Here is a 25,344-nt window from a genome sequence, read left to right as displayed (position 1 = left end):
TAGCAGCGGTAAAAATAGCAAACCGTCATGCCACTTCATAGTGTCGCAAAATTCTTTAACCAATTCGCAAAAGTCAATTCGTGCAGCGGCAATTCCAGGCTCACGATACCCATTTCCACCTTCCCCTGGCCAATGCGCTCCGTGCGGATTTCCATTAATGCCCTTTCGTAAGGTTTCGGAAACTCGGGATGCGCCTGTATTCCGACCATATTGTCCCCGACCCTAAACATCCCGATCGGGCAATCCTGCGTTTCGGCCAGTAGTGTGCTACCCACCGGCAGTTCCATAACCTGGTCTTGGCACATCATCAGCAAATTGAACGATTGCCGCGCCGGCGACATCCATTCTTCCTGGCTCAATACCTGGAAGTTATGCACACCGACACACCATCCCACAGCGGATTTCTCCACCTTTCCACCCAACGCCTCTGCCAGCATCTGATGCCCGAAGCAAATGCCCAGGTACTTTTGCCCTGAATCTCGGATTTCCTGCACAAACTCCTTCAACCGGGCAATCCACGGCTCGTCATCATAAACTGAAAACCTGGAACCGGTACAGACATACACCTCGCATTCATCCGCAGAAGCTGGAAAATGTCCGTTACAAACATCATAAAATGTAAACTCCCAATCCGGCGCCACCTGCGAAAACAATGCCGGAAACATTTCACGGTAATCGCCTGCAATCGGCAGCAGTTCCTCGCGCACGTGGTCGCATTCCAGCAATCCGACTTTTGTCATATTTATATTTACTTTTTATCGAAAAGCTGGTTCATATCTATCGTAAACTCTGGTATCGTGATCGATGTTAAAGTTCGACCTATCGTGGCGGGTTTTAAGCCCACATATTTCCCTGCTTCATCGAGTATATATACAAACACCACTTCATCATCAGGTTTTACTAACCAGTATTCCTTCACACCTGACTCTTCGTACACATCGAACTTTTCATTCATTTCCTTTCCCACATTCCCCGGAGAAAGTATTTCAATTACCCAATCGGGCGCGCCTAAACAGCCTCTCTCATCCACCTTATTTGGATCGCAAATCACAGAAATATCAGGCTGGACAACTGTGTTAATTTCTTCGTCAGTTTTACCATCAAATTTGGAAAGTCTCACGTCAAAGGGCGCTGCAAAAATCTGGTAATCACTGTTTTTAAGCAACTGCCATATTTCAGCAGAAAGCATTCCTGAAATTCGCTGATGCACAGTACCTGGCGTATTTGGGATTGGAAAGACTTTACCATTAATCAATTCAGCACGTTCTTCGCCCCCCCACTTCATGTAATCTGCATAAGTGTATGTGCCATTCAAATCCAATGTTTTAATGCATTCCATTCTTCGAGCCGGTTACGCCTGATTTAATATAACCTATCAAACCAAGTTACCCTATTTTCAAATGAAAAGACTTGGGCCGCGTGAGCGCCTCGTAACCAACCACGGACAGCGTACATCCGCGCCCCGAATTCTTGACGCCCGTCCATGCCAATGCAGGGTCGAGGTAATCGCAGCGGTTCATGAACCACGTGCCGGTTTCGACCTGCTCGCCGATTGCTAATGCCGCGTCCACGTCCGATGTCCAGATCGAAGCGGTGAGGCCGTATTGGCTGTCGTTCATCAGACGGATGGCTTCCTCGTCGCTGGCCACGGGCATAATGCCTACTACGGGAGCGAAAGTTTCTTCCGTCATAATGTCCATCGAATGGTTCACATTCACGAGCACCTGCGGCGCGAGGTAGGGCGTGCCCGACTGATGCGCCGGAAACAATGCCGGGTTGATTAATGCGGTAGCACCTTGCACAACGGCGTCGTCGATTTGTTTTTGGGCAAAATTGGCGGCTGATGTCCTTACCATCGGTCCTAATGTCGTTGCAGCGTCAAGAGGATCACCGAGGACGTAGGTTTTAGTCAGTTCTTCAAAACCCTTGATAAATTCATCGTAAACCGCCTGATGCACATATATGCGCTCGATCCCGCAGCATGACTGTCCCGAGTTGAAGAATGAGCCATCCACCAGGTTTTCCACGGCGTCAGCCAGGTTCGCGTCCGCACGCACGTACGCGGGGTCTTTCCCGCCCAGTTCAAGCCCGCCGACAATAAACCTTTCATTAATAGCCTTTTGCACAGCGTGGCCGCCTTCCACGGACCCGGTAAATGCCACATAATCGACCCGCGTGTCGCCGATTACCTGTGCTACCTGCTCATGATTTAAATGTAAATATTGAAATACACCTTCCGGCAAACCGGCATATTCGAATGCGGCCGCATAACGCTCCGCACAAAGCGGCGTCTGCTGCGCGTGCTTCAAAATCACCGCGTTACCCGACATAATGGCCGGTATTACCGAGTTCACGGACGTCAGGTAGGGATAATTCCACGGCGCGACCACAAATACCACGCCCAGCGGCTCCCTTTTGACAAATCTTTTAAAACCCGGAATTTCATCGACCTCTACATCCGCAAGCGCCTTTTCAGCCACCGAAATCATATAATTGGCCCGCTCCTGAAAACCCCGACGGATCTCATTGGCCGTGTAGCGAACAGGCCGCCCCATTTGCCAGGTCAGTTCCAGACCGATTTCATCCGCATTGTTCAGAAAGTATTCGACCGCCTTCCGGCAAATCGCTTCCCGCTCTGCCAACGTCGTCTTTTTCCATTCCTTTTGTGCAGCTACCGCCTTTTCCAAAGCAGACTCCACAGCCTGCGCATTCGCCAGTTCGCGCTCCACATACACAGAGCCATCGATCGGGCTTATTGTTTTTTGAGTCATTTTTTTGAAAGGAGAAAGGGATGAAAGGAGGAAGTACATCCTCCTTTCTCCATTAAAGAGGTGTTACATAAGCCGAAGTAATACCGCCATCGACGAGGAAGTCGGTACCGGTGACGAAAGACGCCTCATCCGATGCGAGGAACAACGCGGCATAGGCCATTTCCTTTGCTTCGCCGAAGCGGCCCATCGGGATGTGTACCAGGCGGCGCTGTTTCTTTTCTTCGGTATTCAAAAACTTCATCAGCAGCTCCGTACGCAGCGGGCCCGGGCATAATGCGTTCACGCGGATCTTCTCGCGGGCGTGTATTACCGCGAGCTCACGTGTAAGCGCGAGGACCGCGCCTTTGCTTGCGGTATAAGCCACCTGCGGCGTAGCGGCGCCCAGAATCGCAACGAATGAGGCTGTATTGATAATCGAACCACCTCCCGCGCGCTGCAAAGCGGGTATACCGTATTTGCAACCCAGGAAAACGCCTTTCGCATTGATATTCATCGTAAGGTCCCAGATCGCTTCCTCCGTGGTGACGGCGTTATCATCGTCGCTGTGCATGATGCCCGCATTGTTAAAAAGGATATTCAGTTTCCCGAATTTCTCCTCCGTGAATGCCACGGCCGCTTCGCAATCAACCGCTTTGGAAACATCCGAATGCAGGAAATAGGCTTCGCCGCCATTTTTAACGATCTCGTCGGCAGTCTCCTGGCCAGCCGCGTCATTCACATCCGTAACGACGATCTTAGCTCCTTCTTTGGCAAAAAGAATAGCGGTTTCACGGCCAATACCGCCGCTTCCACCTGTAATAAGCGCGACTTTGTTTTCTAAGCGCATGGGGTTGATTTTAATATGGTTTAACAAATAAATAGTAATTGAGTCATTAATAAGGAGGCCCCTCCGGGGCCGGAACTAAGCTTGGGCGACATTTCTCTACAAACAGGCCGCCGCTCCGCGGCAAACATCTTGCAAAAACAGCTCTACAAGCATGAAATTCCCAGCCCCGGCGGGGCTAGCTGTTTATAGCAACAACATTTTCAAAGACATTCACCGGCTCCTGCGGAGCCTCCTGGCCAAAAAACGCCAAATCTAAATCTGTTCAAAATACCGCCTGCGCTCCCAATCCGTCACGGATGTATCGTACGCATGTTGCTCGGTTTTGAAAAAATGCGTGTAATGCTCCACCACTTCCTCCCCGAATGCCTCTTTCGCAAATGGGCTGTTTTCGAACAATGTAATAGCTTCCGCAAGCGTGTAGGGCACACGTGGCAAGTGGGCAGCCGCGTAAATGTCTCCTATGAAGCATTCCGGCGGTTCAATGCGGTTCCTGATCCCGTCGAGACCCGAAGCGAGCGATGCGGCGAATGCGAGGTAAGGATTGCAATCCGCACCCGGAATACGGCATTCAATGCGCAGGCTGGCGCCGCTGCCCACCACGCGGAAGCCTGCCGTGCGGTTGTCGTAACTCCACGCAAGCCGCGTAGGCGCCCAGGAGCCATCGACGAAGCGTTTGTAGGAATTGACGGTCGGTGCGTAGAACGGCATTACATCGGGCACGTGTTTGATCCAGCCGCCCAGGAACCAGCGGAAAATGTCAGAGCCTTTCACCGGCCCGAACTGCTGGTCGCCGTCAAAGATATTTTTCCCGTCTTTCCACAAACTCATGTGAATATGGCTGCTCGAACCCGCCTGATCCGTCGCGAACTTGGCCATGAATGTCACGGAAAGGCCCATTGCGTCGGCCACTTCCTTCATGCATTGCTTATATACGACGTGGTTGTCCGCCATAGAGAGCACATCCGCGTATTTCACATTCAGTTCATGTTGCCCCAAACCCCATTCGCCTTTCGAGGTTTCGACCGCAATACCCGAGTTTTTCAAATGCCTGCGGACGGCCGAGGTAAATTTCTCGTTCCGTGTGCCCTGCATGATATGGTAATCTTCGAGGTAATATCCCGCCGGGCTGAGGTTCTGGTAATTTTGCTGGAATGCCTGTTTATAGCTGTTTTCGAGCAGGTAATATTCCAGCTCCGAAGCGGCAAAGCATTCGTGGCCGTCACCGGCGAGCTGCGCCAATTGATTTTTTAATAACGATCTGGGCGCGATAGATTCCAGCTGATGCGATTTGTCGTTATGCACGTCGCAAATCACGAGGGCTGTTTTTTCCAGCCAATCCGCAATGCGCAATGTGGATAGGTCGGGTACCATGTGGAAGTCACCATAACCAAGCTCCCAGTTGGCGTAGCGGTAGCCCGGTACCGGGTCCATCGCCATGTCGGTCGTGAGCAGGTAATTGCATCCGTGCGTGCCCGATCTGGAAACCGAATCGAGGAAAAAATCGGCGTCGACGCGCTTGCCCATGAGCCGGCCGTAATGGTCAGTAAATGCAACAATGATGGTTTCGATCTCCCCTCCCCCAATCTTGCCCGAAAGTTCATCCAGCGTCAGAAATCCTTTTTTACTCATCAGAAAGGGTTGGTTTAGCGCAGTTTATATTATCGCAACTTGTCTACTTTGGCATTCATCGGAAATTTGAGCACCACCTTTTTGCCCGAAGCTTTTTCGAGCATTGGCGTCAGTATCTTTTTGGCATTCTCTTTCGTCTGGTCGAGAATACCCATGTCCAGGGCTGATTTTTGGATCTGTTTTTCGGCTTGTTTATAAGCTTCCTGCACCAGCTTAGCTTCGTCGGTAAATGCGTATTCAGTATTATAAACCTTTGATTTGCTGTGGTCTATTTTAAAAACACACAGCTCGGGTTCCGGCATGTTGATCACCAGTGTTTCCGAATCGGAGCTAATGTCCTCCATTGAAATTTTGGCTAAATCCACACAGCCGATGGCCTCGCCCTGCACGATCAGGATCGCTTTCGCATTGGGCAGCCACATCTTCACGATTTCCTGCTCTACCACATCCTTGAAGTTGTATTTCACGACTTCCAACTTGCCCATCGAGCTGATTTCCTGCAAAACCACGGTGTGCATCGTTTCCACCTTATCCTCGCCGCCGAGCCATTCGGGCAACCAGCTCCCCGTCTTGAAACCCGACCATAACGCATTGATCCCCGCCAAAAGCAAAATCAGTACTAACAGTCGCACCAGCCACGATATGATCCGCATACATTATTTTTTAAGTACAAAATCCTCCGCTACCTCCGTTTCCCGGGCCAACCGTTGGGCAATAATACTCGCCGCGATCAACTGTAATGCATGATAGAGCATGATCGGAAGGAGCATTAATCCGGCCTCCGGGCCCGCAAACAGCACTTTCGACATAACCGCACCTTGCACCAGCGACTTTTTGGAACCACAAAACACCGCGGTTACCTTATCCTCCCGGTTGAAATGCAGCAAGCCGCTGATGAACGTCAGCAGAAAATAGATCCCGAAAAACAGCGCGAGCATTCCTATCCCTAAAAATACAATTTCTTTTATTCCAAGCGAATCGAAGAGGTGCTCGCCGAACGATTCGCAAAAAGAAGTGTATACGATCAGCAGAATCGACGACTGATCAAAATAGCGGATGTACTTTTTATTGGCCTCCGCAAAATGCCCCCAGCGCCTGTTGAGGGCTATTCCCGCGAATACCGGAAGTAGTACTTGCATCGCCAGCTTTCCGACTACCGAAAGCAAATCAAAATGTCCCGGACCGGATGGCCCGGTGCCGGAATCCAGCACGAGCCCCATCCACAATGGCGTGATGAAAACGCCGATCAAACTGGAAATGCTCGCATTGAATATCGCAGCCGGAATGTTGCCGCGTGCGATCGATACCATCACCACCGACGACGAAACGGTGGACGGCAGTACGGTAAGGAAGAAAATCGCCAGCCACATGGTCTGCCCTTCTTCACTGTGAAAAAGCGGCCTGAATGCCAGCGCCAATACGGGGAAAAGTACAAATGTCGATAAATGCACCATCACGTGCAGCCGCCAGTTTACAAGCCCCGCTTTCAGTTTTTCCGGGCTGAGGCGGAGGCCGTAGAAGAAGAATATGACTGACACCGCATAAGTGGAAACCGTAGAAAGGTGCAGCGGGCTGTCCTGCATGCCCGGTGCGGGCCAGAGCCAGGCGAGCAGGATCATGCTGAGCAATGCGAGCATAAAACCGTCCAGACCGGCTTTTTTAGCAGTATCAATGAATTTACGCATATCAAAAATAAACTTCGGCCGGCAGCAGAGGCCGCAACGGTTGTTTACAAGAAAAAGGAAAACTGTCAGAAATAAAACCCGCCGCGGCGATTAATAGTGTCAATTCTTTCAAATAGCCATTCCGGGTAAATGAAAGGCCCACGCCACTTTCCCAGATAATACCTGGAACAACAAATGACTACAAACGACATTTCCTGAAAAAATATACCTGACCACAAATGACAATCCCTGACAAACTTCTGCTCACAATCATCATGGCGCTTACCACACTGGCACCGGCCACTGCACAATACAAGCTCGCCTGGGCCGACGAATTCGACTACGACGGCGCGCCCGACCCGAACGTGTGGCAGCCCGAAAAAGGGTTTACCCGAAACCATGAAGACCAATGGTATCAGGGAGATAATGCCTATTGCAAAGGCGGCTACCTGATCATCGAAGCCAAAAAAGAGCGCGTCAAAAACCCGAACTACAAACCGGGCAGCGGCAACTGGAAAGAAAGTCGCGAATATGCCGAATACACCTCCGCCAGCATCATTACCCGTGGCAAAAAGAGTTTCCAGTACGGCCGTTTCGAAATGCGGGCTAAAATCGACACGCGCTCGGGGCTATGGCCGGCATTCTGGACGCTGGGCGACAAAGGCGAATGGCCCGATAACGGAGAGATTGACATTATGGAGTTTTACAGGGGAATGCTGCTCGCGAATCTTGCGTGGGGTTCCAATGAGCGTTACAAGCCCATTTGGAATACCAACAAAAAGCAGATCAGCACCTTTAACGACCCGGATTGGTCCTCTAAATTCCACGTCTGGCGGATGGATTGGGACGAGCATTCCATCAAAATATATGTGGATGATATGTTAATGGCGTCGCAGGACCAGGCCAAGGCTATTAATGCTAAAAACAAGGACATTACGCCCTTTAAACAGCCGCATTACATTCTGCTCGGGCTCGCATTAGGAGGCGATAACGGCGGTGATTTGTCCAAAACAGAATTTCCCGCCCGTTTTGAAGTGGATTATGTGAGGATTTATCAAAAACAATAACCCGCTTAAATCGCCGGTTTCATTGCGGGGATACTTTTTCTGACCTTTTTGGGAGCCTTTTTCCTTCTCCCCCACCAGATTACAAAACCGGTCACCGGCAGCGAAGCGCAGATAAGGCTGGCGAAGAAGACGAGTATCTTCCCTGGTAAACCGAGGATAGCGCCCGTATGGATATCGTAGTTCATCCGACGCAGTTTCTGAGCAAAGTCCGCCTCGCTGTATTTGCCGGAATAAGGACCTGTCGCATTGATCTTTTTGACCGAATACTGGTCAAAATAGTTATAATCGACGTGGTAATAGGTGCCTTCGCGGAAGTTCACGTACGAGTAAATCGATTCTGCCCTCTCAGTCGGGAAGGAAATATTGAGGCTTGAATATTTGGGATATTCTTTTTGCAGCTGATTCCAGGCCTTATCCACCGCTTGCATCGGGCCGGTTACCTGCGCTGTGGAAATGGTGTCGGAAGTTGGATTGTAATACATATCCGATCCCTGCCCGCCAGTGACCGTATAAAGCCCCTGCGAAAACCATTGAAAGCCCCAAACCAGACCGGTAACCGCCAATATCACACCAATCGACATGATGTAAAAACCGAGCACATTGTGCAGATCGTAGTTTTTACGCCGCCACGCCGCATTCCATTTGACCGAAAAACGCTGTTTGGCCGCCGATTTGTTTTTGGGCCACCAGAGCACCATCCCGCTGATCATCATGCAAAAGAAAACCAGCGTAGCCGAAGCGGTTACCGGCTGACCGATTTTCTCGGGTAACCAGAGGTAATAATGCCCGTGCAGAATGAAATGGAAGAAATCGTCGTCCTCGTTCCAGATATGCTCGATCTTTCCCGTGTATTGATTGAGGTAAACGACGTAGTAATATTCAGGATCGAGATTGTAAAAGCCGACTTGCGCATTGCGGTCGGGCGTATCATACAGAACCCCTTTGGCCACTTTGCCCGGCAATGCTTTCCTGGCGATTTCAGCGAGCTCCGACGGTGGCAGTACTTTCCCGCCCGTCGGACCTGTTACGAACATGTAAGGCTGCGTAATGCTTTTGATTTCCTGCTCAAATGCCAGGATACACCCCGTGACGGAAATAATAAACACCATAATGCCCGAGACAAGCCCCAGGTACAGATGCAGTTTTCCAATCAGTTTTTTCATCGATTCGCCGCCAGTTATCTTATTTAGACTCAATTAAGACTGTGAAGATAATGCGAACGGGGTGAACTACCAAAAAGGAGGATGGTACTTAATAGGCGTTGGCGCGAAGGTGAGCCTTCATGACCAGCTAGTCGCAGGCCTCCCGCCGGTCGGTAAAGCAACAGCGCTTTTCCATGTTGACCGGCCGGAGGCCTGCGAATAGTGCGTACAAATCGGGAGATTTGCACAGGCTCGACAAGCGTCTACTAAAAGTCATATCGGTAAATGCCTTCCACTTTGGTCGTCGGCGGCATGTGGGCGAGCGTTTTCAGTTGCCCGTCGTGGAGGCCGAACACCCAGCCGTGCAAATGCACTTCCTGTCCCGCGTGCCAGGCCCCCTGGACGATGCTCGTCTGCGCCAGGTTGTTTACCTGCTGGATCACATTGAGCTCCACGAGGCGGTCGAAGCGCTTCTTCTCGTCCTCGATCGCGTCGAGTTCGGTTGCGTATTTGTCGTAAACGTCTTTGATATTGTGCAGCCAGCGGTTGATCAGGCCCAGGTCTTTGTGCATCATCGATGCCTTCACCCCGCCGCATTGGTAATGCCCTACCACCAGAATATGCCTCACTTTCAACACTTCCACCGCATATTGCAGTACGCTGAGCATGTTCATATCCGTATGTACCACGAGGTTGGCCACATTCCGGTGCACGAACATTTCGCCCGGTTGCGAGCCCGTGAGGTCTTCGGCAGGTACGCGGCTGTCGGAGCACCCGATCCAGAGAAAATCGGGCTTCTGATCCTTCGCAAGATTGTCAAAATACGTTTCGTCAACTTCGAGTTGCCGGGCTGCCCAGGATTTGTTGGCGGTTAGTAGACGGTTAATGAGTTCCATTTTGTGATTGATGGTTGAAGTACCAAAATAATACAATCTCTCTCAGATTCATTCAAAAGCGTACATCCTTTTAGCGGAAAAAAATCCGTAATTTTGCACTCTTAAAATCCGGAGAGGGTTATAAATAGTGCTATTTACAAGACCGGCAAGGGTAAATGCCCGACGCTAACAACCCATATGAAATACAACGAATATAAAAATCTGAGTTACCCGCAAATAGGGGACGAAGTACTGCAATTCTGGAAAGACAAGAAGATTTTTGAGGCGTCGGTAGAAACCCGCGAAGGCGCTCCTACTTTTACATTCTTTGAAGGGCCGCCGTCGGCAAACGGCACGCCGGGCATTCACCACGTGATGGCACGGGCGATCAAGGATATTTTCTGCCGGTATAAAACGCTGCAAGGCTTCCAGGTGAAGCGCAAAGGCGGCTGGGACACGCATGGGCTACCCGTTGAATTGCAGGTTGAAAAAGAACTCGGCATTATCAAGGACGATATCGGGAAGAAAATCTCGGTAGCGGATTATAACGAAAAATGCCGCCAGACGGTCATGAAATTCACCGACCAGTGGAATGACCTGACTGAAAAGATGGGGTACTGGGTCGATCTCGACGATCCTTACATTACCTACAAAAGCGAATACATCGAAAGCCTCTGGTACCTGCTCAAAAAGCTGTACGATAAAGGCTTGCTTTACAAAGGCTACACGATCCAGCCCTATTCTCCGGCGGCGGGAACCGGGCTTTCATCGCACGAACTGAACATGCCGGGCACGTACAAAGACGTGAAGGATACCACCATCGTGGCGATGTTCAAGGTGAAAGATGCCGAAAAATGGCCGGTACTGGAAGCTTCCGCAAATGAGGATATCCGCATTCTCGCCTGGACGACCACGCCCTGGACGCTTCCCGCGAACTCGGCATTGACCGTAGGTGGCAATATTGATTATGTTTTGGTTAAAACCTTCAATCCTTACACGCACGAGGCCGTGGCCGTTGTGCTCGCGAAGGACCTGACAGGCAAATATTTCTCCGAAAAAGGCCACGACGGCGATTTCGAAGGTTATGCAGCCAGCGACAAAAAGGTGCTTCCATGGACGGTTTTGAAAGAATTTAAAGGAAAAGACCTCGAAGGCATCGAGTACGAACAGCTTCTCCCCTACATTCAGCCTGAAACCCCCGCATTCCGCGTAATCCTTGGCGATTTCGTAACGACCGAAGATGGTACCGGTGTGGTTCACACCTCCCCTACCTTCGGTGCGGACGACTTCCGGGTAGCGCAGGCCAATGGCATCCCGGCCATTATGGTGAAAGACGAAAACGGCAAAGAAGTGCCTATCGTCGACCGTCAGGGCCGATTTGTAAAGGAGATCACGGATTATGCAGGCCGTTTTGTAAAGCCTGAATATTACTCACAGGCGGAGCAGGACGATCCCGAGTTCCGTCCTACCGACGTGCTCATCGCCATCAAACTCAAAGAAGAAGGCAAGGCATTTAAAGTCGAAAAATACGAACACCCTTACCCGCATTGCTGGCGTACCGACAAGCCGGTACTGTACTACCCGCTCGACAGCTGGTTTATCCGCACAACAGCGGTGAAAGACAGGTTGGTTGAATTAAATAAAAGTATCAACTGGAAGCCGGAAAGCACCGGAACCGGCCGCTTCGGTAACTGGCTCGAAAACCTGGTCGACTGGAACCTCTCGCGCTCGCGCTACTGGGGCACGCCGCTGCCGATCTGGCGGAACGATTATGGCGATGAAGTGTGTGTTGGTTCGATTGAAGAACTGAAAGACTTGCTCGAAGAAGCCATTATTTCGGGCCACCTTACCCGCGAGCAGGCATTGCATAACTCGGATTACCTGCAAAAACTCGAACACGGGGATTACGACCTGCACCGTCCGTATGTGGATGATGTGGTACTGATAGGTAAAACGGGCCACATTATGCACCGCGAACCGGACCTGATCGACGTTTGGTTCGACTCGGGCGCGATGCCGTATGCGCAATGGCACTACCCGTTTGAAAATCAGGAGATCTTTAATCAGGCTTATCCGGCCGACTTTATTTCGGAAGGTGTGGACCAAACCCGCGGCTGGTTCTTCACCCTGCACGCCATTGCGGGCATGCTGTTTGACTCGGTAGCATTCAAAAATGTGGTTTCGACCGGCTTGGTACTCGACAAGAATGGTAACAAAATGTCGAAACGCCTCGGTAACGCAGTCGACCCGTTTGCGACACTGGCACAATACGGTCCGGACGCGACGCGCTGGTACATGATCACCAATGCGGAGCCTTGGGATAACCTGAAATTCAACATCGACGGTATCGGTGAAGTGCAGCGCAAGTTCTTCGGAACGTTGGTGAACACTTACAATTTCTTCGCATTGTACGCGAACCTCGATGGTTACGAATTCCACGAAGCCAATTCAGTACCCATCGAAAAACGTACGGAGCTCGACCGCTGGATTTTGTCCAAACTGAATACATTAATTAAAGAAGTAGGCGAGCAATTCGACGATTACAACCCGACCAAAGCGGGCCGCCTCGTGCAGGATTTCGTGACCGACCAGCTATCGAACTGGTACATCCGTCTCAACCGCCGTCGTTTCTGGAACCCGTCGGCAGAACAGGGTGCTGGTTTGACGGACGATAAAGCAGCCGCTTACGAAACTTTGCACCACTGTCTGGTAACCGTGGCTCAATTGATGTCGCCGATCGCTCCGTTCTTTGGGGAATGGTTGTATAAAAACCTGACAGACAGCGACCGGGAAGCCTCGATCACACACAATGCGCCATTCAAATATGAATCGGTACACCTTACTTTCTGGCCTAAAATCGAGGTTGAAGTGGTGGATACCGACCTGGAAGAGGCGATGGACCTTGCGCAGCGCATCAGCTCGCTTGTACACTCGATCCGGAAGGGGCATAAACTGAAAGTTCGTCAGCCATTGTCCAAAATCCTGATCCCGGTATTGAGCGACAAAACGAAACGCCAGATCGAGCAGGTGGCTTACATTATCCTTTCCGAGGTGAATGTGAAACATATTGAATTCGTACATGACGACAGCGGCATTCTGAAAAAGAAAATCAAGCCTAACTTCAAAACGCTCGGGCCAAAATTCGGCCCGAAAATGAAGGAGGTAGCAGCCGCTATTTCCGCCATGGACGAAGATCAAATCCGTGCAATCGAAGCCAAAAGCGCCATTACATTGGCAGCAACCAGCGGCCCGATCGAAATCGCATTGACCGACGTGGAAATTATCGCAGAAGACGTTCCGGGATGGCTCGTAGCCAGCGAAGGCGGCCTGACCGTTGCCCTCGACATCACCGTTACCGAAAACCTGCGTCTCGAAGGTATCGCCCGTGATTTCGTAAACCGCGTTCAGAACCTCCGTAAAGACAGCGGCTTCGAAGTGACCGACAAAATCCGTATCACATTACAAAACAACGACGGCCTCCTCGCCAGCGCAGTAACCGCCAACAAAGACTATATCTGCCAGGAAGTACAAGCCCTGGACCTCGACCTCGTAGGCGACCTGAACGGCGAAGCGACGGAAATCGAGATGGATGAGTTTTTGCTGAAGGTGAAGATTGAGGTGGTATAAACACTAAGAATGCAACAATACGAGGCATATCCATTTGTCCTCAATGAGGGGAAAACACACTATCATTTTCAAAGCATCGGCAAACGCGGTGTGTTTGAGAAAGCTATTGAGTTTTCCCCTCTTAATGATAATGTTTACAATCTGGCATTGCTTGATTTCAATCCGGAAACGGGAGAATATTCCGACGATACCATTACTGACAATGGTGATATGCGGGAAGTGCTCGCTACTGTGCTAAAAATCGCACTTCACTTTCTTGCTCAAAATCCTTATCAAACAGTCTTTATTCAGGGCAACAGTGATTCCAGAACCCGGCTTTATCAAATTGCACTAGGGAAACTGTTTCCTGATGTTCAAGTATTCCTATTAATCAAGGGTTACAGAAATGGGCAATGGTCTGATTTTGAACCTAACGGCTCATTTGAAAGTTTTTTGATTGGACGAAAATTGCTAGATTAGTAAATTCAACATACGCTAAATATGAAAGTCCTCGAAAAAAAGTTCGTTCCGCTACCCAACATTCCTGGAAAAGTTACGATAGACAACTCGCTCCCAGACTTGTCAGAGAATCCCGTTGTTAAAGCCAAAGTCGAGCGTGCTCGTAAATTTCTCGAAGAACACCCCATTCCCGAGCATATGCTGAGGAGGAAATAACCACCTTATGCAACTAAAAAACTCTACCGCAATCATCACCGGCGGCGCGTCAGGTCTCGGCGAAGCTGCTGCGCGGTTATTCATAGCCAACGGTGCCAGAGTTGCCATTCTTGATTTGAACGAAGCAGCCGGACAAGCACTTGAAAGCGAATTCCCCAACCAGCTTAAATTCATCAAAACCGACGTCACGAGCGAAGGCGAGGTTCAAAATGCATTGGAAGTTGCATTGCAAACTTTCGGCAGCATTCAAGTCGTGGTCAACTGCGCGGGTATTGCGCCTGCAAGTAAGATCGTAGGCAAGGTCGATGGCATTTACGGCCCGCATTCCTTCGAGCTTTTTGAGAAAACGATTCGCATTAACCTGATCGGCACATTCAATGTGATGCGGCTGGCGGCTTTTGCAATGGAGAAAAACGAGCCGAATGCGGAAGGCGAGCGCGGCGTAATCATCAACACGGCGTCGGTAGCAGCTTATGACGGCCAAATGGGGCAGGTTGCATATGCAGCGAGCAAGGGCGGGATTGTGAGCATGACGCTTCCCGTAGCACGCGATCTTGCCAAATCCGGCATCCGGGTAATGGCCATTGCGCCGGGGCTTTTTGAAACGCCGTTATTAATGGGTTTACCCGAAGAAGCGCGCATTTCATTGGGGCAGCAAATTCCATTTCCATCAAGGCTCGGAAAACCATCCGAATATGCGCTATTGGCCAAGTCCATTGTGGAAAACCCGATGCTGAACGGCGAGGTGATCCGTCTGGACGGGGCGATCAGAATGGCTCCCAGATAGTTAAAACCCGGTGAATATGAGAGGACACTATTTATTAAAATGGCTATTCCTGACGGTGTTGTCCGTCAGTGTCCTGCATTTCCGTGAAACCAGCCCAGCCGGTCGTTACCGTTTCGAGCAGACTTCGAATAATGGGCATTTTAGCAGAAAGAATGTTTTCAGCTTCAAACATTTCAAACCTTCTGCTAACCCGTCTGAGCTATTTGCTCATTTCAAAAATGCACAATCCGCTCGTTTTTCTTGCCTTTCACTGATGCTAAGCGAGGCCGCCGACATCCATCCGGCACTAAGACTCTACCCGGCTATCAAGTACATTTACATTCAAAATCAACATTTCCGCAGCCGTACGCTGTCCTGCGACGATAATTCCATTTTCCAATCGTAATCCTGCATCCGTATTTCACGGATGCCTGTAACGATGCGCAAAACGCATCCGGGCTGTGTGCTATGCGCATAGCCTTTACGTTTCATTTAAATCAAATGGAAAATGGGAATCAAACGAACAGCTTTCTTCCTGCGGAAATGGCTTCTGCGGATAGCTATTTCGTTTATGCTCGGGTTTTCGAATGCCATTAATCAGGATACGAAGAGCATCGACGATACTTCCTTTAAAATCGAGGAAACTACCAAAAAATAACGGGTTTGGGAATCAGGCTAAACTGATTCCCAACTTTCGATAAATATCAAACTCCTCGTTTTCCGGCTCCTTATCAGTTACGATCATCGATAGCCGCTCTGTCGGGCAAACATAGTACGCTTCCGCGGTACCCAGCTTTTCAGTCGTAGCCAAGGCGATCACTTCCCTGGAAGATTCGATCATGGTCCGTTTCACTTCGCTTTCTTCAAAATCAGGACCGGTTACGCCGAGGTCTGAATGGATACTGCAAATACCGAGCAGGCAGATATCTGCACGAAACTTCTTGAAGAACTGGATAGCGTCGTTACCAATTGTCACGAACGAGTCTTTCAGCAACCGCCCTCCGGCGAACAGCACATCTACATGTTCGTGTTCTTCCAAAATGGACGCGATGGGAAAGCTGTTCGTAATAACTGTCAATTTCAGGTCTTTGGGAAGCGTTTGGGCGATCAGCATCGCCGAGGTCCCGCCGTCAAAGATCACGACCTGGTTCTCTTTCAGAAACTGCAATGCCTTTTTTGCAATAATTTGCTTCTGATCATTGTCATATTTGATCCGGTCGCGGAAATGATGGGGACCGGGTGAATGCGGCACCGCGCCTCCGCGCACCGATTTGAGCAAGCCCTGATCGGCCAACTCCTTGATATCCCTCCTGACAGTATCCTCAGACACGTTCAAAAGCGTACTCAGGTGCCCCAGATAGACTTTCTGCTCATGACCCAACTGATCCAGTATGATCTGGAAACGTTCTTCTTTTAACATAGGTACGCTCGATTATTCTTGCAAATTTAGCAAACATTTTAAATTTAATGTTGCAAAATACTGCATAAATACATTACATTTGTTGCAAATTATTGCAAATACTAATTTCCTACATTATGAAAAAATCGATTGCAGTGGATATGGACAATGTCATTGTCGACATTGAAGCTAACTGGATCAACCATTACGCGGACGCGTTTGGTATAACAGTCACCAAGGAAGCCATGCACGGCATCCCCGAAGATCAAGCATTTCCAGACCCGCTGGCGGCACGCAGCCTGCTCTACAAACCCGGTTTTTTCCGATTTGCACCGGTAATTCCCGGCGCACAAGAAGCCATTATCAAATTGCAGGAAAACTATGATGTCTACATCGTCTCCGCCGCCATGGAATTCCCGAATTCGCTACCCGAAAAATACGATTGGCTGGCAGAGCATTTCCCGTCCATTACCTGGCGGAACATCATCTTCTGCGGCGACAAAAGTGTGATCAACACGGATTACCTGATCGACGATCACTTCAAAAACCTGGATTTTCATAAAGGCAAGCCCATTCTCTTCACCGCCGGGCATAACAGGGGTGTTGAACGGCACACGCGGGTGAATAACTGGGAAGAGGTGTTGGAGTTGCTTGAAAAATTAGAAGAGCCTCATCAGGTCATTGGATGACCCTGACAATCGTCCGGGTTACATCATCGACGAGCTTTGCCCTTAGAAGCCCGGCTTTCCGAATGACGATATTCTTGTCGGCAGTGAACAAGCGCATGGGTCGGATAAAGCTGTCGACTGGCAAAGACCCGTTTAGAAAATCGGTTATCGATAGCGGGACTGCGTGAATGTCTTTGGAACTTTGCGACGTAATCTGGCATAGCAGGAGGTCATCGCCTATCAGGTCTGCGAGCACAAGGGCCGGTCGTCTTTTTGAACCGGATAAATCAGAGAATGGGAAGGGAATGACTACGACTTCGCCCTTTACAAATCTTGCCATGCTTTGTCTTCGTCATCGGTCAGCCAGTCATTTGACAGGGAGTTCTGGCTGGCATAGTGTGTTAATGTGTGATCCCGCTCGAGATCTTCTTCCACAGATTCACTGAGCGTAAATGCAATCACCTCTACCTGCTTCCCTATAAAAGAAGCAGGTACTTCCAGCGAAATGCTTGTGTTTTCAGGCGTAATCAATGTTCTGATCATGAGCTAATCGACAAGATATTTACTAAAATTAAACAATTATCAACACTTTACAATTCCACACAGCTATCCCTGCTCCTGTACCCGCGCTTTCAACTGCAACAATTCATCCCTTAACCTCGCAGCTTCCAAAAAGTCGAGATCTTTCGCGGCCGCTTCCATCTTCCGCTGGGTTTCGGCAACGAGTTTTTGCAGATCGGTTTTACCCATGTACTGAACCACAGGATCGGCGGCAATGCGGACTTCTTCCGGCTCGACGTATACTTTGCGGACTTTGGAGTCGGCCACGGAAGTTTGTTCCATAATAGCCTCCTTCGATTTCCGAACGGTTCTCGGCGTGATGCCGTTTTCCAGGTTGTACTCCATTTGAATGCTCCGGCGACGGTTCGTTTCGTCGATCGCGAGTTGCATGGAGCCGGTCATGGTATCGGCATACATAATCACCTTCCCGCGGTCGTTACGGGCGGCGCGGCCGATCGTCTGGATCATGGAGCGGGTATCGCGCAAAAAGCCTTCCTTATCGGCATCCATAATGGCTACTAACGAAACCTCCGGTAAGTCGAGGCCCTCGCGCAGGAGGTTTACACCCACCAGTACATCAAAAATACCTAAACGCAATTCTCGTAATATCTCTACGCGGTCCAGTGCCTTTACTTCCGAGTGAATGTAGCGGCACTTAATGCCAACGCGGTCCAGATATTTGCTTAATTCTTCGGCCATCCGCTTCGTAAGTGTGGTTACCAGAATGCGGTCGCCGAGCTTAATGCGTTCGTTTATTTCTTCCAGGAGGTCGTCGATCTGGTTCAGGCTGGGTCTTACTTCAATTTCAGGGTCCAGCAAGCCGGTAGGACGGATAATTTGCTCAACTACAACACCTTCTGACTTTCTCAACTCATAATCTGCCGGCGTCGCGCTCACGAAAATAGTCTGAGGCGTCATATCCTCGAATTCCTGGAACGTCAGTGGCCGGTTATCCAATGCAGATGGCAAGCGGAAACCGTATTCGACCAAAGCCTCCTTACGCGAGCGGTCGCCGCCCCACATAGCGCGGATCTGCGGCATCGTTACGTGGCTTTCATCAACGACCATCAGGAAATCTTCCGGGAAATAATCGAGCAGGCAGAACGGACGTTGGCCCGGCATCCGGCGGTCGAAATAGCGTGAGTAATTTTCGATACCGGAGCAGTACCCCAGTTCCCGCATCATTTCCATATCAAACTCGGTCCGTTCTTTTACACGCTCGGCTTCGGCAAGCCTGCCTTCCGCGATAAAATACTTGATCTGGTTTTGCAGATCGTCCTGTATTTCTTTAATGGATTGATTCAAAACGTCCCGACCCGTCACGAACAGGTTAGCGGGGAAGATCGCTATTGCCTTTTCAGAAGACAGTTTCTTGCCCGTTTCAGGCTCGATACGCTGAATCTCCTCGATTTCATCCCCGAAAAAGATAAACCGGTAAGCGAAATCCGCATAGCCTGGAAATACATCGACGGTATCGCCTTTCACACGGAAAGTACCGCGGTTAAACTCCACTTCCGTCCGGCTGTAAAGGATTTCCACCAGCCTGAACAGAAACTGGTTGCGGCTCACAATATCGCCCAGCTTGGCGCTAACAATGCTCTTTTTATATTCCAAAGGGTTTCCCGCACCGTAAATACAAGAAACCGACGCCACCACGATCACATCCCGGCGCCCGCTCATGAGCGAGGATACCGTGTGCAAACGCAGCTTCTCGATCTCCTGATTGATCATCAGGTCCTTTTCGATGTAGGTATTGGTGCTGGAAATGAATGCTTCCGGCTGGTAGTAGTCGTAGTAGCTGATAAAATACTCGACGGCGTTGGTGGGGAAAAACTGCTTGAACTCGCCGTAAAGCTGGGCGGCAAGCGTCTTGTTGTGGCTTAATACGAGGGTCGGCTTGTTGATTTTTGACACTACATTGGCCACCGTAAATGTCTTTCCGGAACCCGTCACCCCGAGCAGCGTCTGGGCAGGTTCCCCGTTTTCAAGACCTTGTAGTAACTGTTTGATCGCCTCCGGCTGATCGCCCGTTGGCTGGTATTCTGACGTGAGTTCGAAGTTCATAGCGAGTCGTGAAGCAATACAAAAGGAACGCATTTCAAAGATAGATTAGTTTCTTTGAAATGCGTTCCTGATTGCCGACGGCTAGTTGCAGACGGCTAGTCGCGGACGGCTAGTCGCGGACGGCTAGTCGCGGACGGCTAGTCTTTGACCGCCCGATTTCCTTATGCCTGTTTTTGCAGCAACTCTTCGGCCTTCTCGACGGCTTTCTTTTCTTTCCAATGCTGCCAGTCGAGACCGAGCAATTTGGTCATGCTTTTATCGACAAATGTGTGACGCACGAGATTCATACCACCGCGCACTGCCGTAAAAATAGAATTGTTCGCGCGCAATGCGAGGCTGAAACCGCCATCCACATAGCGAATATAATGCCACCAGAGCGAAGGAATAAAGATCGTCTCCCCGTGTTGCAGAATCGTTTCGTACCCTGTCGCACCTTTCAATGCCGGGAATTTCTCGTAATCCGGGTCAAGCGGGTTCACCTTACTCATTACCGTAAACGGGTGATGATAAAGACGACGGCTTTCTTCCGGCGAAAACAAAATAACCTGCTTGCGGGTCTGGAATTGCGTCAGGAAAACGTTTGAGCAGTCCATATCGTAATGCAGGTTCGTGATAGAACCTTCCCCACCAAAAAATACAAACTTGTAGGATTTCAGAAAGCCATCCATGATCGTCGGAAAACGAATGTCGTCAGCCAGCTCAGGGATTTTCTTGAAAATGTCGAAAAGGAAAATACGGAGATCGGTCGGGCCTTTTTCGATAAGGCTCAGGTAATCGCCGAATTTCATCGTTTTGGCAATCTGGAAATACTTGTCGGCGTCGTGAATGTGGTTATCGACCAATGGAACATCCAGGTTACCATGGTTTTCCCGGAGCCAGTCAAAAGTCCATTTCTGAACCGCAGGCCAATCTTTCGCCAGGTCGGTAAATACTACCGGGCGGCTTGGTTTCAAGTAATTTTCGATGAATTCTTCGCGCGTAAGTCCGGTGCGCTTTTCTATTGGCACTAATTTCATAGCAAGAAACTGAGTAGGTAATCGACTATTTATGGAATACCGTTACATTTTCAACCATAACGGGAGGATAAGCGTCCGGGCCTAAAACCCAACATAATATCCGGTCAAATGTATTAAACAGATTTCAAAAATATAAATTTCGCAAAATATAATAAAAGTATATCCTTAAACCAGATAGACTAAATAGGTTACGCATGAAATATTTCACGATACTTCCCTCGGCTGACCTTGCGCGGTATGTCCGCTTCTTCTGGGTGCTGGAACATAACCTCGCTGACAGTGAACCTTATTTTCACCGGACAATGGCCGACGGTTGCGCGGAAATGGTATTTCATTTCAAAGGCCGGTTCGATGAAATTCTGAAAACCGACCAGTCGGAACTTTCCTTTCACGCGGGCATTCACGGGCAGTCGCAATCATTCCGGCGGTTCCGCATCGACGAAGATTTCGGGATTTTCGGGGTATACCTCTACCCTTTCGCTGTTCCGGCGCTTTTCGGCATTCCCGCCACGGAACTGAGCAACCAGATGCCCGACCTCACTACGTTCCTCGGCCAGGCGGGGACGGAGCTCGAAGAGCGCGTCATGCTTGCCGCCGATCACACCAGGCGCATTGAAATTGTTTCGGAATTTTTGAGGAAATGCATTCGCAGCCACGAAGTGCACGAGCCGGCAGTCTTTTCGGTAATCAGCAGCGTGATCCGTTCCAATGGCTTAGCCAAAATACCGGACCTCGCGGCACAGAGTTTTCTCTCCACCCGGCAATTCGAACGGAAATTTCTGGCATTCTCCGGTTTTTCGCCCAAGCTGTTCAGCCGGATCATCCGGTTCCATTCGGCCCTCAATGAATATGGTAACAAAGAAAAATCACTGACAGAGATCGCCTACGAATGCGGGTACTACGACCAGTCGCATTTCATTCACGATTTCAAGGCATTTTCGGGCGATCATCCCAAAACCTATTTCTCCGGCAATGCGGAAGGGATGGGTTACCGGGATGTATGATGTCGTATTTTTCCAATTTCCGGGCTGACAGCCCGCCTACTTTTGTTTAAACCAAAAGCAAAAAAAGACATGAGCAATGTAAAAATCCCGAACGGCCACCAGGCTGTGATCCCTTACCTGATGCTGGACGGCGCGGCGCGCTTCAAGGAATTTACTACCAAAGTGTTCGACGGTACGATCTCCACCACGCATTACCAGGAAGATGCACCCGAAATGATCAAACACTCCGAAGTTTCGATCAGCGGCAGCGTGATTATGTTCTGCGACGCACGCCCCGAATGGCCGGCACAGCCTGCTAACCTGTTCGTGTATGTGGAAAGTGCCGACGTTAGCTACGAAAAAGCGCTGCAAGCCGGTGGCACAAGCATAATGCCACCCGCGGACCAGGATTACGGCCGGAGCTGCGGTGTGTCCGATCCATGCGGCAACACATGGTGGATAACCTCCGTGATTTGACCGAAATGCCGTCTTAATACCTATATTTAGCATATTAAGACGGCATTTTTCCTATGATCGATTATAACAACAAAGTATTCGTCCCATTGTCCAATTCCGAAAACGGCGAGGTGGATCTGACCATGCAATTCGTGTACCGGCAAACGGGCAATATCGTTACGTCCTCGTACGCGGGCGGGCGAATCCGCAGCGGGCACCTGATCGCGCTCGTGGACGAGCGCGGGAACCTGGATATGCGTTACCACCAGGTGAACGACAAGGGCGAGATCACGACAGGCATTTGCAAATCGACGCCCGAGCAACTTCCGAACGGCAAAATACGTATGCATGAAAAATGGCAATGGACTTCCGGCGATTGTTCGGAAGGCGAATCATTGCTGGAAGAACTTTGATATTCATCCAAACTAAAATTGAAATGCGATTCCTAATTACCTTGTGGGTCCTGCTTGCCGCATTCACCGGTCAGGTGTCCGCTCAGACTTCCAAAATCGTTTCCGGCTCCACGAAATTCAGTATCAAATTTATCCTGGGTACCTGCAACGGCACATTCGACGCGCCGCGGGGCGAAGCTGTTTTTAATGAGAAAAGCCCTGAAAATGCTTCGTTTGACGTCCGGATCGCGGCTAATACTTTCAAAACCAACAACAATTCGCGGGATAAGGACTTGAAGAGCGACAAGTATTTTTGGGTCGAGAAATATCCCGATATTCATTTCAAATCTTCCAAAGTCGAGAAGAAAGGCGACAAGTACCAGGCTACCGGCACATTAACGATGCGCGATGTTTCCAAAACGGTAACCCTCCCCTTCGAAGCCAAAAAGAATGCCGACGGCAGCTATTCCCTCACCAGTTCCTTCGATGTCAACCGCCTCGACTACAAAATCGGCGAAAAGGACTGGAAACTGAAAGACGTCGTGACCGTCAATCTGCAAGCGACGATCAAGTAGCAATCTTTCGTATTCTGAAAAGTCAATCTCTTTGTTCACAAAAAATATTTCATTGTAATTGTAATTAGTCTAAATAATATTTTCCTTTGCGATTATAATTAGTCTAAATTAAATTCTTCGTGAGATATTATTTTACCATCACATTGTTTTTGCTGGTAATCAGTGGCCTGAGGGCACAGGGCGGCAAGGATTCTGATGCCCACACCTCCGACACCACCAAACTGGCGAACACGCATTCTCTCAACGAAGTGGTAGTTACCGGCCAGTCCGAGCCCCAATCGCTCCGGAACTCGGTATACCAGGTTCGCACGATCGATAGCGAACGCATTCGCCTCCGTGGTGCTACCAACTTGCAGACTATCCTCAATACCGAGCTGGGAATTCGGTTTTCCAATGATCTAACCCTCGGCACCAGCGATATTCAGCTGATGGGCATCACAGGCCGTGGTATCAAAATCCTCCTCGACGGCATTCCACTCACCGACCGGGGCGATAGCCGCGAAAGTCTGGGACAAGTGGATATTAACACCATTGAAAAAATCGAAATCGTCGAAGGCCCCATGTCGGTCATATACGGAACAGATGCGTTGGCGGGAGTGATCAATATCATCTCCAAAAAGGCGCAAAACGGCTCCGTCATCACCGTGAATGCGCGGTTACAGGAAGAGACAGCGGGCGATGAATACAATGCATTGACCAAAAAAGGAACTCATAACCAGGGACTCGGCCTAACCTGGCAGAATGCACATTTGCAGCTATCCGGCAATGTAACCCGAAATAACTTCGGAGGCTGGCAAGGTGCCTCCACAGGACGCGCCAAAGCCTGGAAGCCGAAAGACCAGATGCTTTACACGGCAGGCACCCGGTTTACAGGCAAGCAATGGAACGTCTGGTATCGATTCAACGGTACCGATGAAACGATCACAAGCCTGGGCAACTTGAACCTATTAAACGAAGCTGGTGATCAGGAATATATTAGCAAACGTTGGTTTCACCAGGTACAGTCGGAATGGAAAGTCAATGAGAGATTAGCCCTTACGGCGGTCGGCTCCTATACTGACTACTCGCGCAGGACGTTGAGCACAAAGATCGATTCAACCGGTCGACGTACATTGTCCCTCGAACCCGGCTCGCAGGACAAATCCATTTTCACGACTACATTTTTCCGCGGAACAGCCTTTTACAAAGTCGGCGACTATCTTTCGATATTGGGCGGCGTCGATTTTTCGAACAATGATGCGTCGGGTGCGCGGATCAAAGGCACTCCTGCTATTAATGAATACGCGTTATTTATAGCTCCCGAAATCCGGTTTGGGCAGTTTTTCAAACTCACGCCCGGCTTGCGCTTCCTGAAAAACTCGGTTTACGACGCCCCGCCCGTGATCCCGTCGCTGAATGGGAAACTGACGTTGAGCAAATCGCTTGATTTCCGCTTCGGGTACGCACGCGGCTTCCGCTCGCCTGCGCTGCGCGAGTTGTATTTTGATTTTCACGACGCTTCGCATTCCATTAACGGGAACGTCAACCTGAAAGCAGAATACTCCAACAGCTTCAACTCGTTCCTCGTTTGGCAGGCTGTCAGCCGTGAAGGGCTACGCGTCAGCTCCACGCTCGGTGGGTTTTATAACGTCTTCCACGACCTGATCGACACCGGTTTCGACCCGAATGACCGGACGCAGACTACCTATCTGAATATCCATTTATTCAAAACCACGGGAATTTCGCTGGACAACAAGATATTCTGGAAAAACCTGCAAGCGACATTGGGCGCCACTTACATCGGCCGTTACAATGAATTTTCGGAATCACCGGAAGATTTCGGCCAGCTACCCAAGTTCGTTTGGTCGACCGAAGTCAATGCAAACCTCCTTTACACTTTCAAAAAAGTCGGCGCAACCATTAACCTGTTTTACAAATTCTCCGGCAAGCGTCCTGTTTACGAAATCTCGGACCTTGCTAACATCCACCTGGCCGAAACCCAGGGCTTTCACATGGCCGATCTGACGTTCAGCAAGACGCTGGGCAAATATGTCAACCTGCTCGGAGGCGCGAAAAACCTTTTCGATGTCACCAACCTGCGCAATACCTCTACCGACACGGGCGGCGCGCACAGCACGGGCGGAGCGGTACCGCAATCGTTTGGCCGGTCGTATTTCCTGGGCCTCAATTTCCAATGGACAAAGCATTAACAATCAAATACCCTTTCATT

At 50.0% G+C, this 25,344-nt stretch carries 27 protein-coding genes; 13 read left to right on the top strand and 14 right to left on the bottom strand.

Annotation, left to right across the window (positions count from 1 at the left end; all coding sequences use genetic code 11):
* Positions 1–35: 35 nt before the first annotated feature.
* The 7 genes from BMW93_RS32010 to BMW93_RS31980 form a co-directional block, all read right to left on the bottom strand.
* On the bottom strand, positions 36–740 hold the full coding sequence (locus BMW93_RS32010) for a glutamine amidotransferase-related protein (protein WP_090386354.1): 705 nt from the start codon (positions 738–740) through the stop codon (positions 36–38).
* 8 nt (positions 741–748) lie between these two features.
* The gene (locus tag BMW93_RS32005; protein WP_090386352.1) at positions 749–1,339 is read right to left on the bottom strand and encodes a Uma2 family endonuclease; all 591 of its coding nucleotides are present in this window, start codon (positions 1,337–1,339) and stop codon (positions 749–751) included.
* A 46-nt stretch (positions 1,340–1,385) separates the two neighbouring features.
* The gene (locus BMW93_RS32000; protein ID WP_090386351.1) at positions 1,386–2,771 is read right to left on the bottom strand and encodes an aldehyde dehydrogenase family protein; all 1,386 of its coding nucleotides are present in this window, start codon (positions 2,769–2,771) and stop codon (positions 1,386–1,388) included.
* Between the two features lie 52 nt (positions 2,772–2,823).
* Entirely contained in the window at positions 2,824–3,597 is a 774-nt protein-coding gene (locus BMW93_RS31995) for a glucose 1-dehydrogenase (RefSeq protein ID WP_090386349.1), read from the bottom strand.
* Positions 3,598–3,849: 252 nt separating this feature from the next.
* A complete protein-coding gene (locus BMW93_RS31990) occupies positions 3,850–5,226 on the bottom strand; it encodes a glutamine synthetase family protein (RefSeq protein WP_090386347.1) in 1,377 nt (458 codons plus the stop codon).
* 29 nt (positions 5,227–5,255) lie between these two features.
* Positions 5,256–5,879 (bottom strand): DUF4230 domain-containing protein, encoded by a 624-nt coding sequence (locus BMW93_RS31985; RefSeq protein WP_090386346.1) that lies wholly within the window; start codon positions 5,877–5,879, stop codon positions 5,256–5,258.
* A gap of 3 nt (positions 5,880–5,882) precedes the next feature.
* Positions 5,883–6,911 carry a bile acid:sodium symporter family protein gene (locus tag BMW93_RS31980; protein ID WP_090386344.1) on the bottom strand — a complete coding sequence of 343 codons (1,029 nt, stop codon included), beginning with the start codon at positions 6,909–6,911 and terminating at the stop codon, positions 5,883–5,885.
* Between the two features lie 218 nt (positions 6,912–7,129).
* On the opposite strand from BMW93_RS31980, the gene BMW93_RS31975 reads away from it, so the two are divergent.
* A complete protein-coding gene (locus BMW93_RS31975) occupies positions 7,130–7,957 on the top strand; it encodes a family 16 glycosylhydrolase (RefSeq protein WP_090386342.1) in 828 nt (275 codons plus the stop codon).
* A gap of 5 nt (positions 7,958–7,962) precedes the next feature.
* On the opposite strand, the gene BMW93_RS31970 is transcribed toward BMW93_RS31975, so the two are convergent.
* Both BMW93_RS31970 and can read right to left on the bottom strand, forming a co-directional pair.
* A complete protein-coding gene (locus BMW93_RS31970) occupies positions 7,963–9,120 on the bottom strand; it encodes a PepSY domain-containing protein (RefSeq protein ID WP_090386340.1) in 1,158 nt (385 codons plus the stop codon).
* 245 nt (positions 9,121–9,365) lie between these two features.
* Positions 9,366–9,995 carry a carbonate dehydratase gene (gene can, locus BMW93_RS31965; RefSeq protein WP_090386464.1) on the bottom strand — a complete coding sequence of 210 codons (630 nt, stop codon included), beginning with the start codon at positions 9,993–9,995 and terminating at the stop codon, positions 9,366–9,368.
* Positions 9,996–10,172: 177 nt separating this feature from the next.
* Here can and ileS point away from each other — a divergent pair, with 177 nt between their 5' ends.
* The 6 genes from ileS to BMW93_RS35625 all read left to right on the top strand — a co-directional run bounded on the left by ileS (position 10,173) and on the right by BMW93_RS35625 (position 15,679).
* Positions 10,173–13,601, top strand: coding sequence for an isoleucine--tRNA ligase (gene ileS, locus BMW93_RS31960; RefSeq protein WP_090386338.1), 3,429 nt, complete (start codon positions 10,173–10,175; stop codon positions 13,599–13,601).
* A gap of 9 nt (positions 13,602–13,610) precedes the next feature.
* On the top strand, positions 13,611–14,060 hold the full coding sequence (locus BMW93_RS31955; RefSeq protein ID WP_090386336.1) for a DUF6934 family protein: 450 nt from the start codon (positions 13,611–13,613) through the stop codon (positions 14,058–14,060).
* A gap of 21 nt (positions 14,061–14,081) precedes the next feature.
* The gene (locus BMW93_RS35630; protein WP_177194259.1) at positions 14,082–14,255 is read left to right on the top strand and encodes a hypothetical protein; all 174 of its coding nucleotides are present in this window, start codon (positions 14,082–14,084) and stop codon (positions 14,253–14,255) included.
* A gap of 7 nt (positions 14,256–14,262) precedes the next feature.
* Entirely contained in the window at positions 14,263–15,042 is a 780-nt protein-coding gene (locus BMW93_RS31950) for a 3-hydroxyacyl-CoA dehydrogenase (protein ID WP_090386334.1), read from the top strand.
* A 16-nt stretch (positions 15,043–15,058) separates the two neighbouring features.
* Positions 15,059–15,427, top strand: a complete 369-nt coding sequence (locus BMW93_RS31945; RefSeq protein WP_090386332.1) for a hypothetical protein — start codon at positions 15,059–15,061, stop codon at positions 15,425–15,427.
* Positions 15,428–15,529: 102 nt separating this feature from the next.
* The gene (locus BMW93_RS35625) at positions 15,530–15,679 is read left to right on the top strand and encodes a hypothetical protein (RefSeq protein WP_177194258.1); all 150 of its coding nucleotides are present in this window, start codon (positions 15,530–15,532) and stop codon (positions 15,677–15,679) included.
* Positions 15,680–15,691: 12 nt separating this feature from the next.
* Here BMW93_RS35625 and BMW93_RS31940 read toward each other — a convergent pair whose 3' ends face one another.
* The gene (locus tag BMW93_RS31940) at positions 15,692–16,441 is read right to left on the bottom strand and encodes a DeoR/GlpR family DNA-binding transcription regulator (RefSeq protein WP_177194257.1); all 750 of its coding nucleotides are present in this window, start codon (positions 16,439–16,441) and stop codon (positions 15,692–15,694) included.
* Positions 16,442–16,557: 116 nt separating this feature from the next.
* Between BMW93_RS31940 and BMW93_RS31935 the strand changes: the two genes are divergently transcribed.
* Positions 16,558–17,109: a 5' nucleotidase, NT5C type gene (locus tag BMW93_RS31935; RefSeq protein ID WP_090386330.1), complete on the top strand. Its 552-nt coding sequence runs from the start codon at positions 16,558–16,560 to the stop codon at positions 17,107–17,109.
* On the opposite strand, the gene BMW93_RS31930 is transcribed toward BMW93_RS31935, so the two are convergent.
* The 4 genes from BMW93_RS31930 to BMW93_RS31915 all read right to left on the bottom strand — a co-directional run bounded on the left by BMW93_RS31930 (position 17,099) and on the right by BMW93_RS31915 (position 20,729).
* On the bottom strand, positions 17,099–17,428 hold the full coding sequence (locus BMW93_RS31930; protein WP_090386328.1) for a type II toxin-antitoxin system PemK/MazF family toxin: 330 nt from the start codon (positions 17,426–17,428) through the stop codon (positions 17,099–17,101). The two genes, BMW93_RS31935 and BMW93_RS31930, sit on opposite strands and share 11 nt — an antisense overlap.
* The gene (locus tag BMW93_RS31925) at positions 17,413–17,631 is read right to left on the bottom strand and encodes a hypothetical protein (protein ID WP_090386326.1); all 219 of its coding nucleotides are present in this window, start codon (positions 17,629–17,631) and stop codon (positions 17,413–17,415) included. The genes BMW93_RS31930 and BMW93_RS31925 overlap by 16 nt, the downstream gene beginning before the upstream one ends.
* A gap of 63 nt (positions 17,632–17,694) precedes the next feature.
* Positions 17,695–19,713: an excinuclease ABC subunit UvrB gene (gene uvrB / locus BMW93_RS31920; RefSeq protein WP_090386324.1), complete on the bottom strand. Its 2,019-nt coding sequence runs from the start codon at positions 19,711–19,713 to the stop codon at positions 17,695–17,697.
* Between the two features lie 161 nt (positions 19,714–19,874).
* Complete coding sequence (locus tag BMW93_RS31915; protein ID WP_090386323.1) at positions 19,875–20,729, bottom strand: cupin-like domain-containing protein; 855 nt, start codon at positions 20,727–20,729, stop codon at positions 19,875–19,877.
* A gap of 194 nt (positions 20,730–20,923) precedes the next feature.
* On the opposite strand from BMW93_RS31915, the gene BMW93_RS31910 reads away from it, so the two are divergent.
* The 5 genes from BMW93_RS31910 to BMW93_RS31890 all read left to right on the top strand — a co-directional run bounded on the left by BMW93_RS31910 (position 20,924) and on the right by BMW93_RS31890 (position 25,324).
* On the top strand, positions 20,924–21,733 hold the full coding sequence (locus BMW93_RS31910; protein WP_090386321.1) for a helix-turn-helix domain-containing protein: 810 nt from the start codon (positions 20,924–20,926) through the stop codon (positions 21,731–21,733).
* A 69-nt stretch (positions 21,734–21,802) separates the two neighbouring features.
* Complete coding sequence (locus tag BMW93_RS31905) at positions 21,803–22,189, top strand: glyoxalase/bleomycin resistance/extradiol dioxygenase family protein (RefSeq protein WP_090386320.1); 387 nt, start codon at positions 21,803–21,805, stop codon at positions 22,187–22,189.
* Between the two features lie 53 nt (positions 22,190–22,242).
* Positions 22,243–22,581, top strand: a complete 339-nt coding sequence (locus BMW93_RS31900) for a n-acetylglutamate synthase (protein WP_090386318.1) — start codon at positions 22,243–22,245, stop codon at positions 22,579–22,581.
* A 23-nt stretch (positions 22,582–22,604) separates the two neighbouring features.
* On the top strand, positions 22,605–23,135 hold the full coding sequence (locus tag BMW93_RS31895) for a YceI family protein (RefSeq protein ID WP_090386316.1): 531 nt from the start codon (positions 22,605–22,607) through the stop codon (positions 23,133–23,135).
* Positions 23,136–23,254: 119 nt separating this feature from the next.
* A complete protein-coding gene (locus tag BMW93_RS31890; RefSeq protein WP_229241056.1) occupies positions 23,255–25,324 on the top strand; it encodes a TonB-dependent siderophore receptor in 2,070 nt (689 codons plus the stop codon).
* Positions 25,325–25,344 lie beyond the last annotated feature (20 nt).

It is taken from the genome of Dyadobacter sp. SG02, from assembly GCF_900109045.1.
Lineage (GTDB): Bacteria > Bacteroidota > Bacteroidia > Cytophagales > Spirosomataceae > Dyadobacter.
Note: the sequence above shows the minus strand (reverse complement) of the source record. Positions and strands in the feature narration are given on the sequence as shown.

What these genes read in the sequence shown, in the direction of transcription:
- BMW93_RS31980 (WP_090386344.1), bottom strand. Translation starts at nt 6,911, where the DNA reads ATGCGTAAATTCATTGATACTGCTAAAAAAGCCGGTCTGGACGGTTTT.
- BMW93_RS31995 (WP_090386349.1), bottom strand. Translation starts at nt 3,597, where the DNA reads ATGCGCTTAGAAAACAAAGTCGCGCTTATTACAGGTGGAAGCGGCGGT.
- BMW93_RS31910 (WP_090386321.1), top strand. Translation starts at nt 20,924, where the DNA reads ATGAAATATTTCACGATACTTCCCTCGGCTGACCTTGCGCGGTATGTC.
- BMW93_RS31955 (WP_090386336.1), top strand. Translation starts at nt 13,611, where the DNA reads ATGCAACAATACGAGGCATATCCATTTGTCCTCAATGAGGGGAAAACA.
- BMW93_RS35625 (WP_177194258.1), top strand. Translation starts at nt 15,530, where the DNA reads ATGGGAATCAAACGAACAGCTTTCTTCCTGCGGAAATGGCTTCTGCGG.
- BMW93_RS31930 (WP_090386328.1), bottom strand. Translation starts at nt 17,428, where the DNA reads ATGGCAAGATTTGTAAAGGGCGAAGTCGTAGTCATTCCCTTCCCATTC.
- BMW93_RS35630 (WP_177194259.1), top strand. Translation starts at nt 14,082, where the DNA reads ATGAAAGTCCTCGAAAAAAAGTTCGTTCCGCTACCCAACATTCCTGGA.
- BMW93_RS31925 (WP_090386326.1), bottom strand. Translation starts at nt 17,631, where the DNA reads ATGATCAGAACATTGATTACGCCTGAAAACACAAGCATTTCGCTGGAA.
- BMW93_RS31905 (WP_090386320.1), top strand. Translation starts at nt 21,803, where the DNA reads ATGAGCAATGTAAAAATCCCGAACGGCCACCAGGCTGTGATCCCTTAC.
- BMW93_RS31915 (WP_090386323.1), bottom strand. Translation starts at nt 20,729, where the DNA reads ATGAAATTAGTGCCAATAGAAAAGCGCACCGGACTTACGCGCGAAGAA.
- BMW93_RS32005 (WP_090386352.1), bottom strand. Translation starts at nt 1,339, where the DNA reads ATGGAATGCATTAAAACATTGGATTTGAATGGCACATACACTTATGCA.
- BMW93_RS31985 (WP_090386346.1), bottom strand. Translation starts at nt 5,879, where the DNA reads ATGCGGATCATATCGTGGCTGGTGCGACTGTTAGTACTGATTTTGCTT.
- BMW93_RS31950 (WP_090386334.1), top strand. Translation starts at nt 14,263, where the DNA reads ATGCAACTAAAAAACTCTACCGCAATCATCACCGGCGGCGCGTCAGGT.
- uvrB (WP_090386324.1), bottom strand. Translation starts at nt 19,713, where the DNA reads ATGAACTTCGAACTCACGTCAGAATACCAGCCAACGGGCGATCAGCCG.
- BMW93_RS31990 (WP_090386347.1), bottom strand. Translation starts at nt 5,226, where the DNA reads ATGAGTAAAAAAGGATTTCTGACGCTGGATGAACTTTCGGGCAAGATT.
- BMW93_RS31935 (WP_090386330.1), top strand. Translation starts at nt 16,558, where the DNA reads ATGAAAAAATCGATTGCAGTGGATATGGACAATGTCATTGTCGACATT.
- can (WP_090386464.1), bottom strand. Translation starts at nt 9,995, where the DNA reads ATGGAACTCATTAACCGTCTACTAACCGCCAACAAATCCTGGGCAGCC.
- BMW93_RS32000 (WP_090386351.1), bottom strand. Translation starts at nt 2,771, where the DNA reads ATGACTCAAAAAACAATAAGCCCGATCGATGGCTCTGTGTATGTGGAG.
- ileS (WP_090386338.1), top strand. Translation starts at nt 10,173, where the DNA reads ATGAAATACAACGAATATAAAAATCTGAGTTACCCGCAAATAGGGGAC.
- BMW93_RS31975 (WP_090386342.1), top strand. Translation starts at nt 7,130, where the DNA reads ATGACAATCCCTGACAAACTTCTGCTCACAATCATCATGGCGCTTACC.
- BMW93_RS31895 (WP_090386316.1), top strand. Translation starts at nt 22,605, where the DNA reads ATGCGATTCCTAATTACCTTGTGGGTCCTGCTTGCCGCATTCACCGGT.
- BMW93_RS32010 (WP_090386354.1), bottom strand. Translation starts at nt 740, where the DNA reads ATGACAAAAGTCGGATTGCTGGAATGCGACCACGTGCGCGAGGAACTG.
- BMW93_RS31970 (WP_090386340.1), bottom strand. Translation starts at nt 9,120, where the DNA reads ATGAAAAAACTGATTGGAAAACTGCATCTGTACCTGGGGCTTGTCTCG.
- BMW93_RS31900 (WP_090386318.1), top strand. Translation starts at nt 22,243, where the DNA reads ATGATCGATTATAACAACAAAGTATTCGTCCCATTGTCCAATTCCGAA.
- BMW93_RS31940 (WP_177194257.1), bottom strand. Translation starts at nt 16,441, where the DNA reads ATGTTAAAAGAAGAACGTTTCCAGATCATACTGGATCAGTTGGGTCAT.
- BMW93_RS31945 (WP_090386332.1), top strand. Translation starts at nt 15,059, where the DNA reads ATGAGAGGACACTATTTATTAAAATGGCTATTCCTGACGGTGTTGTCC.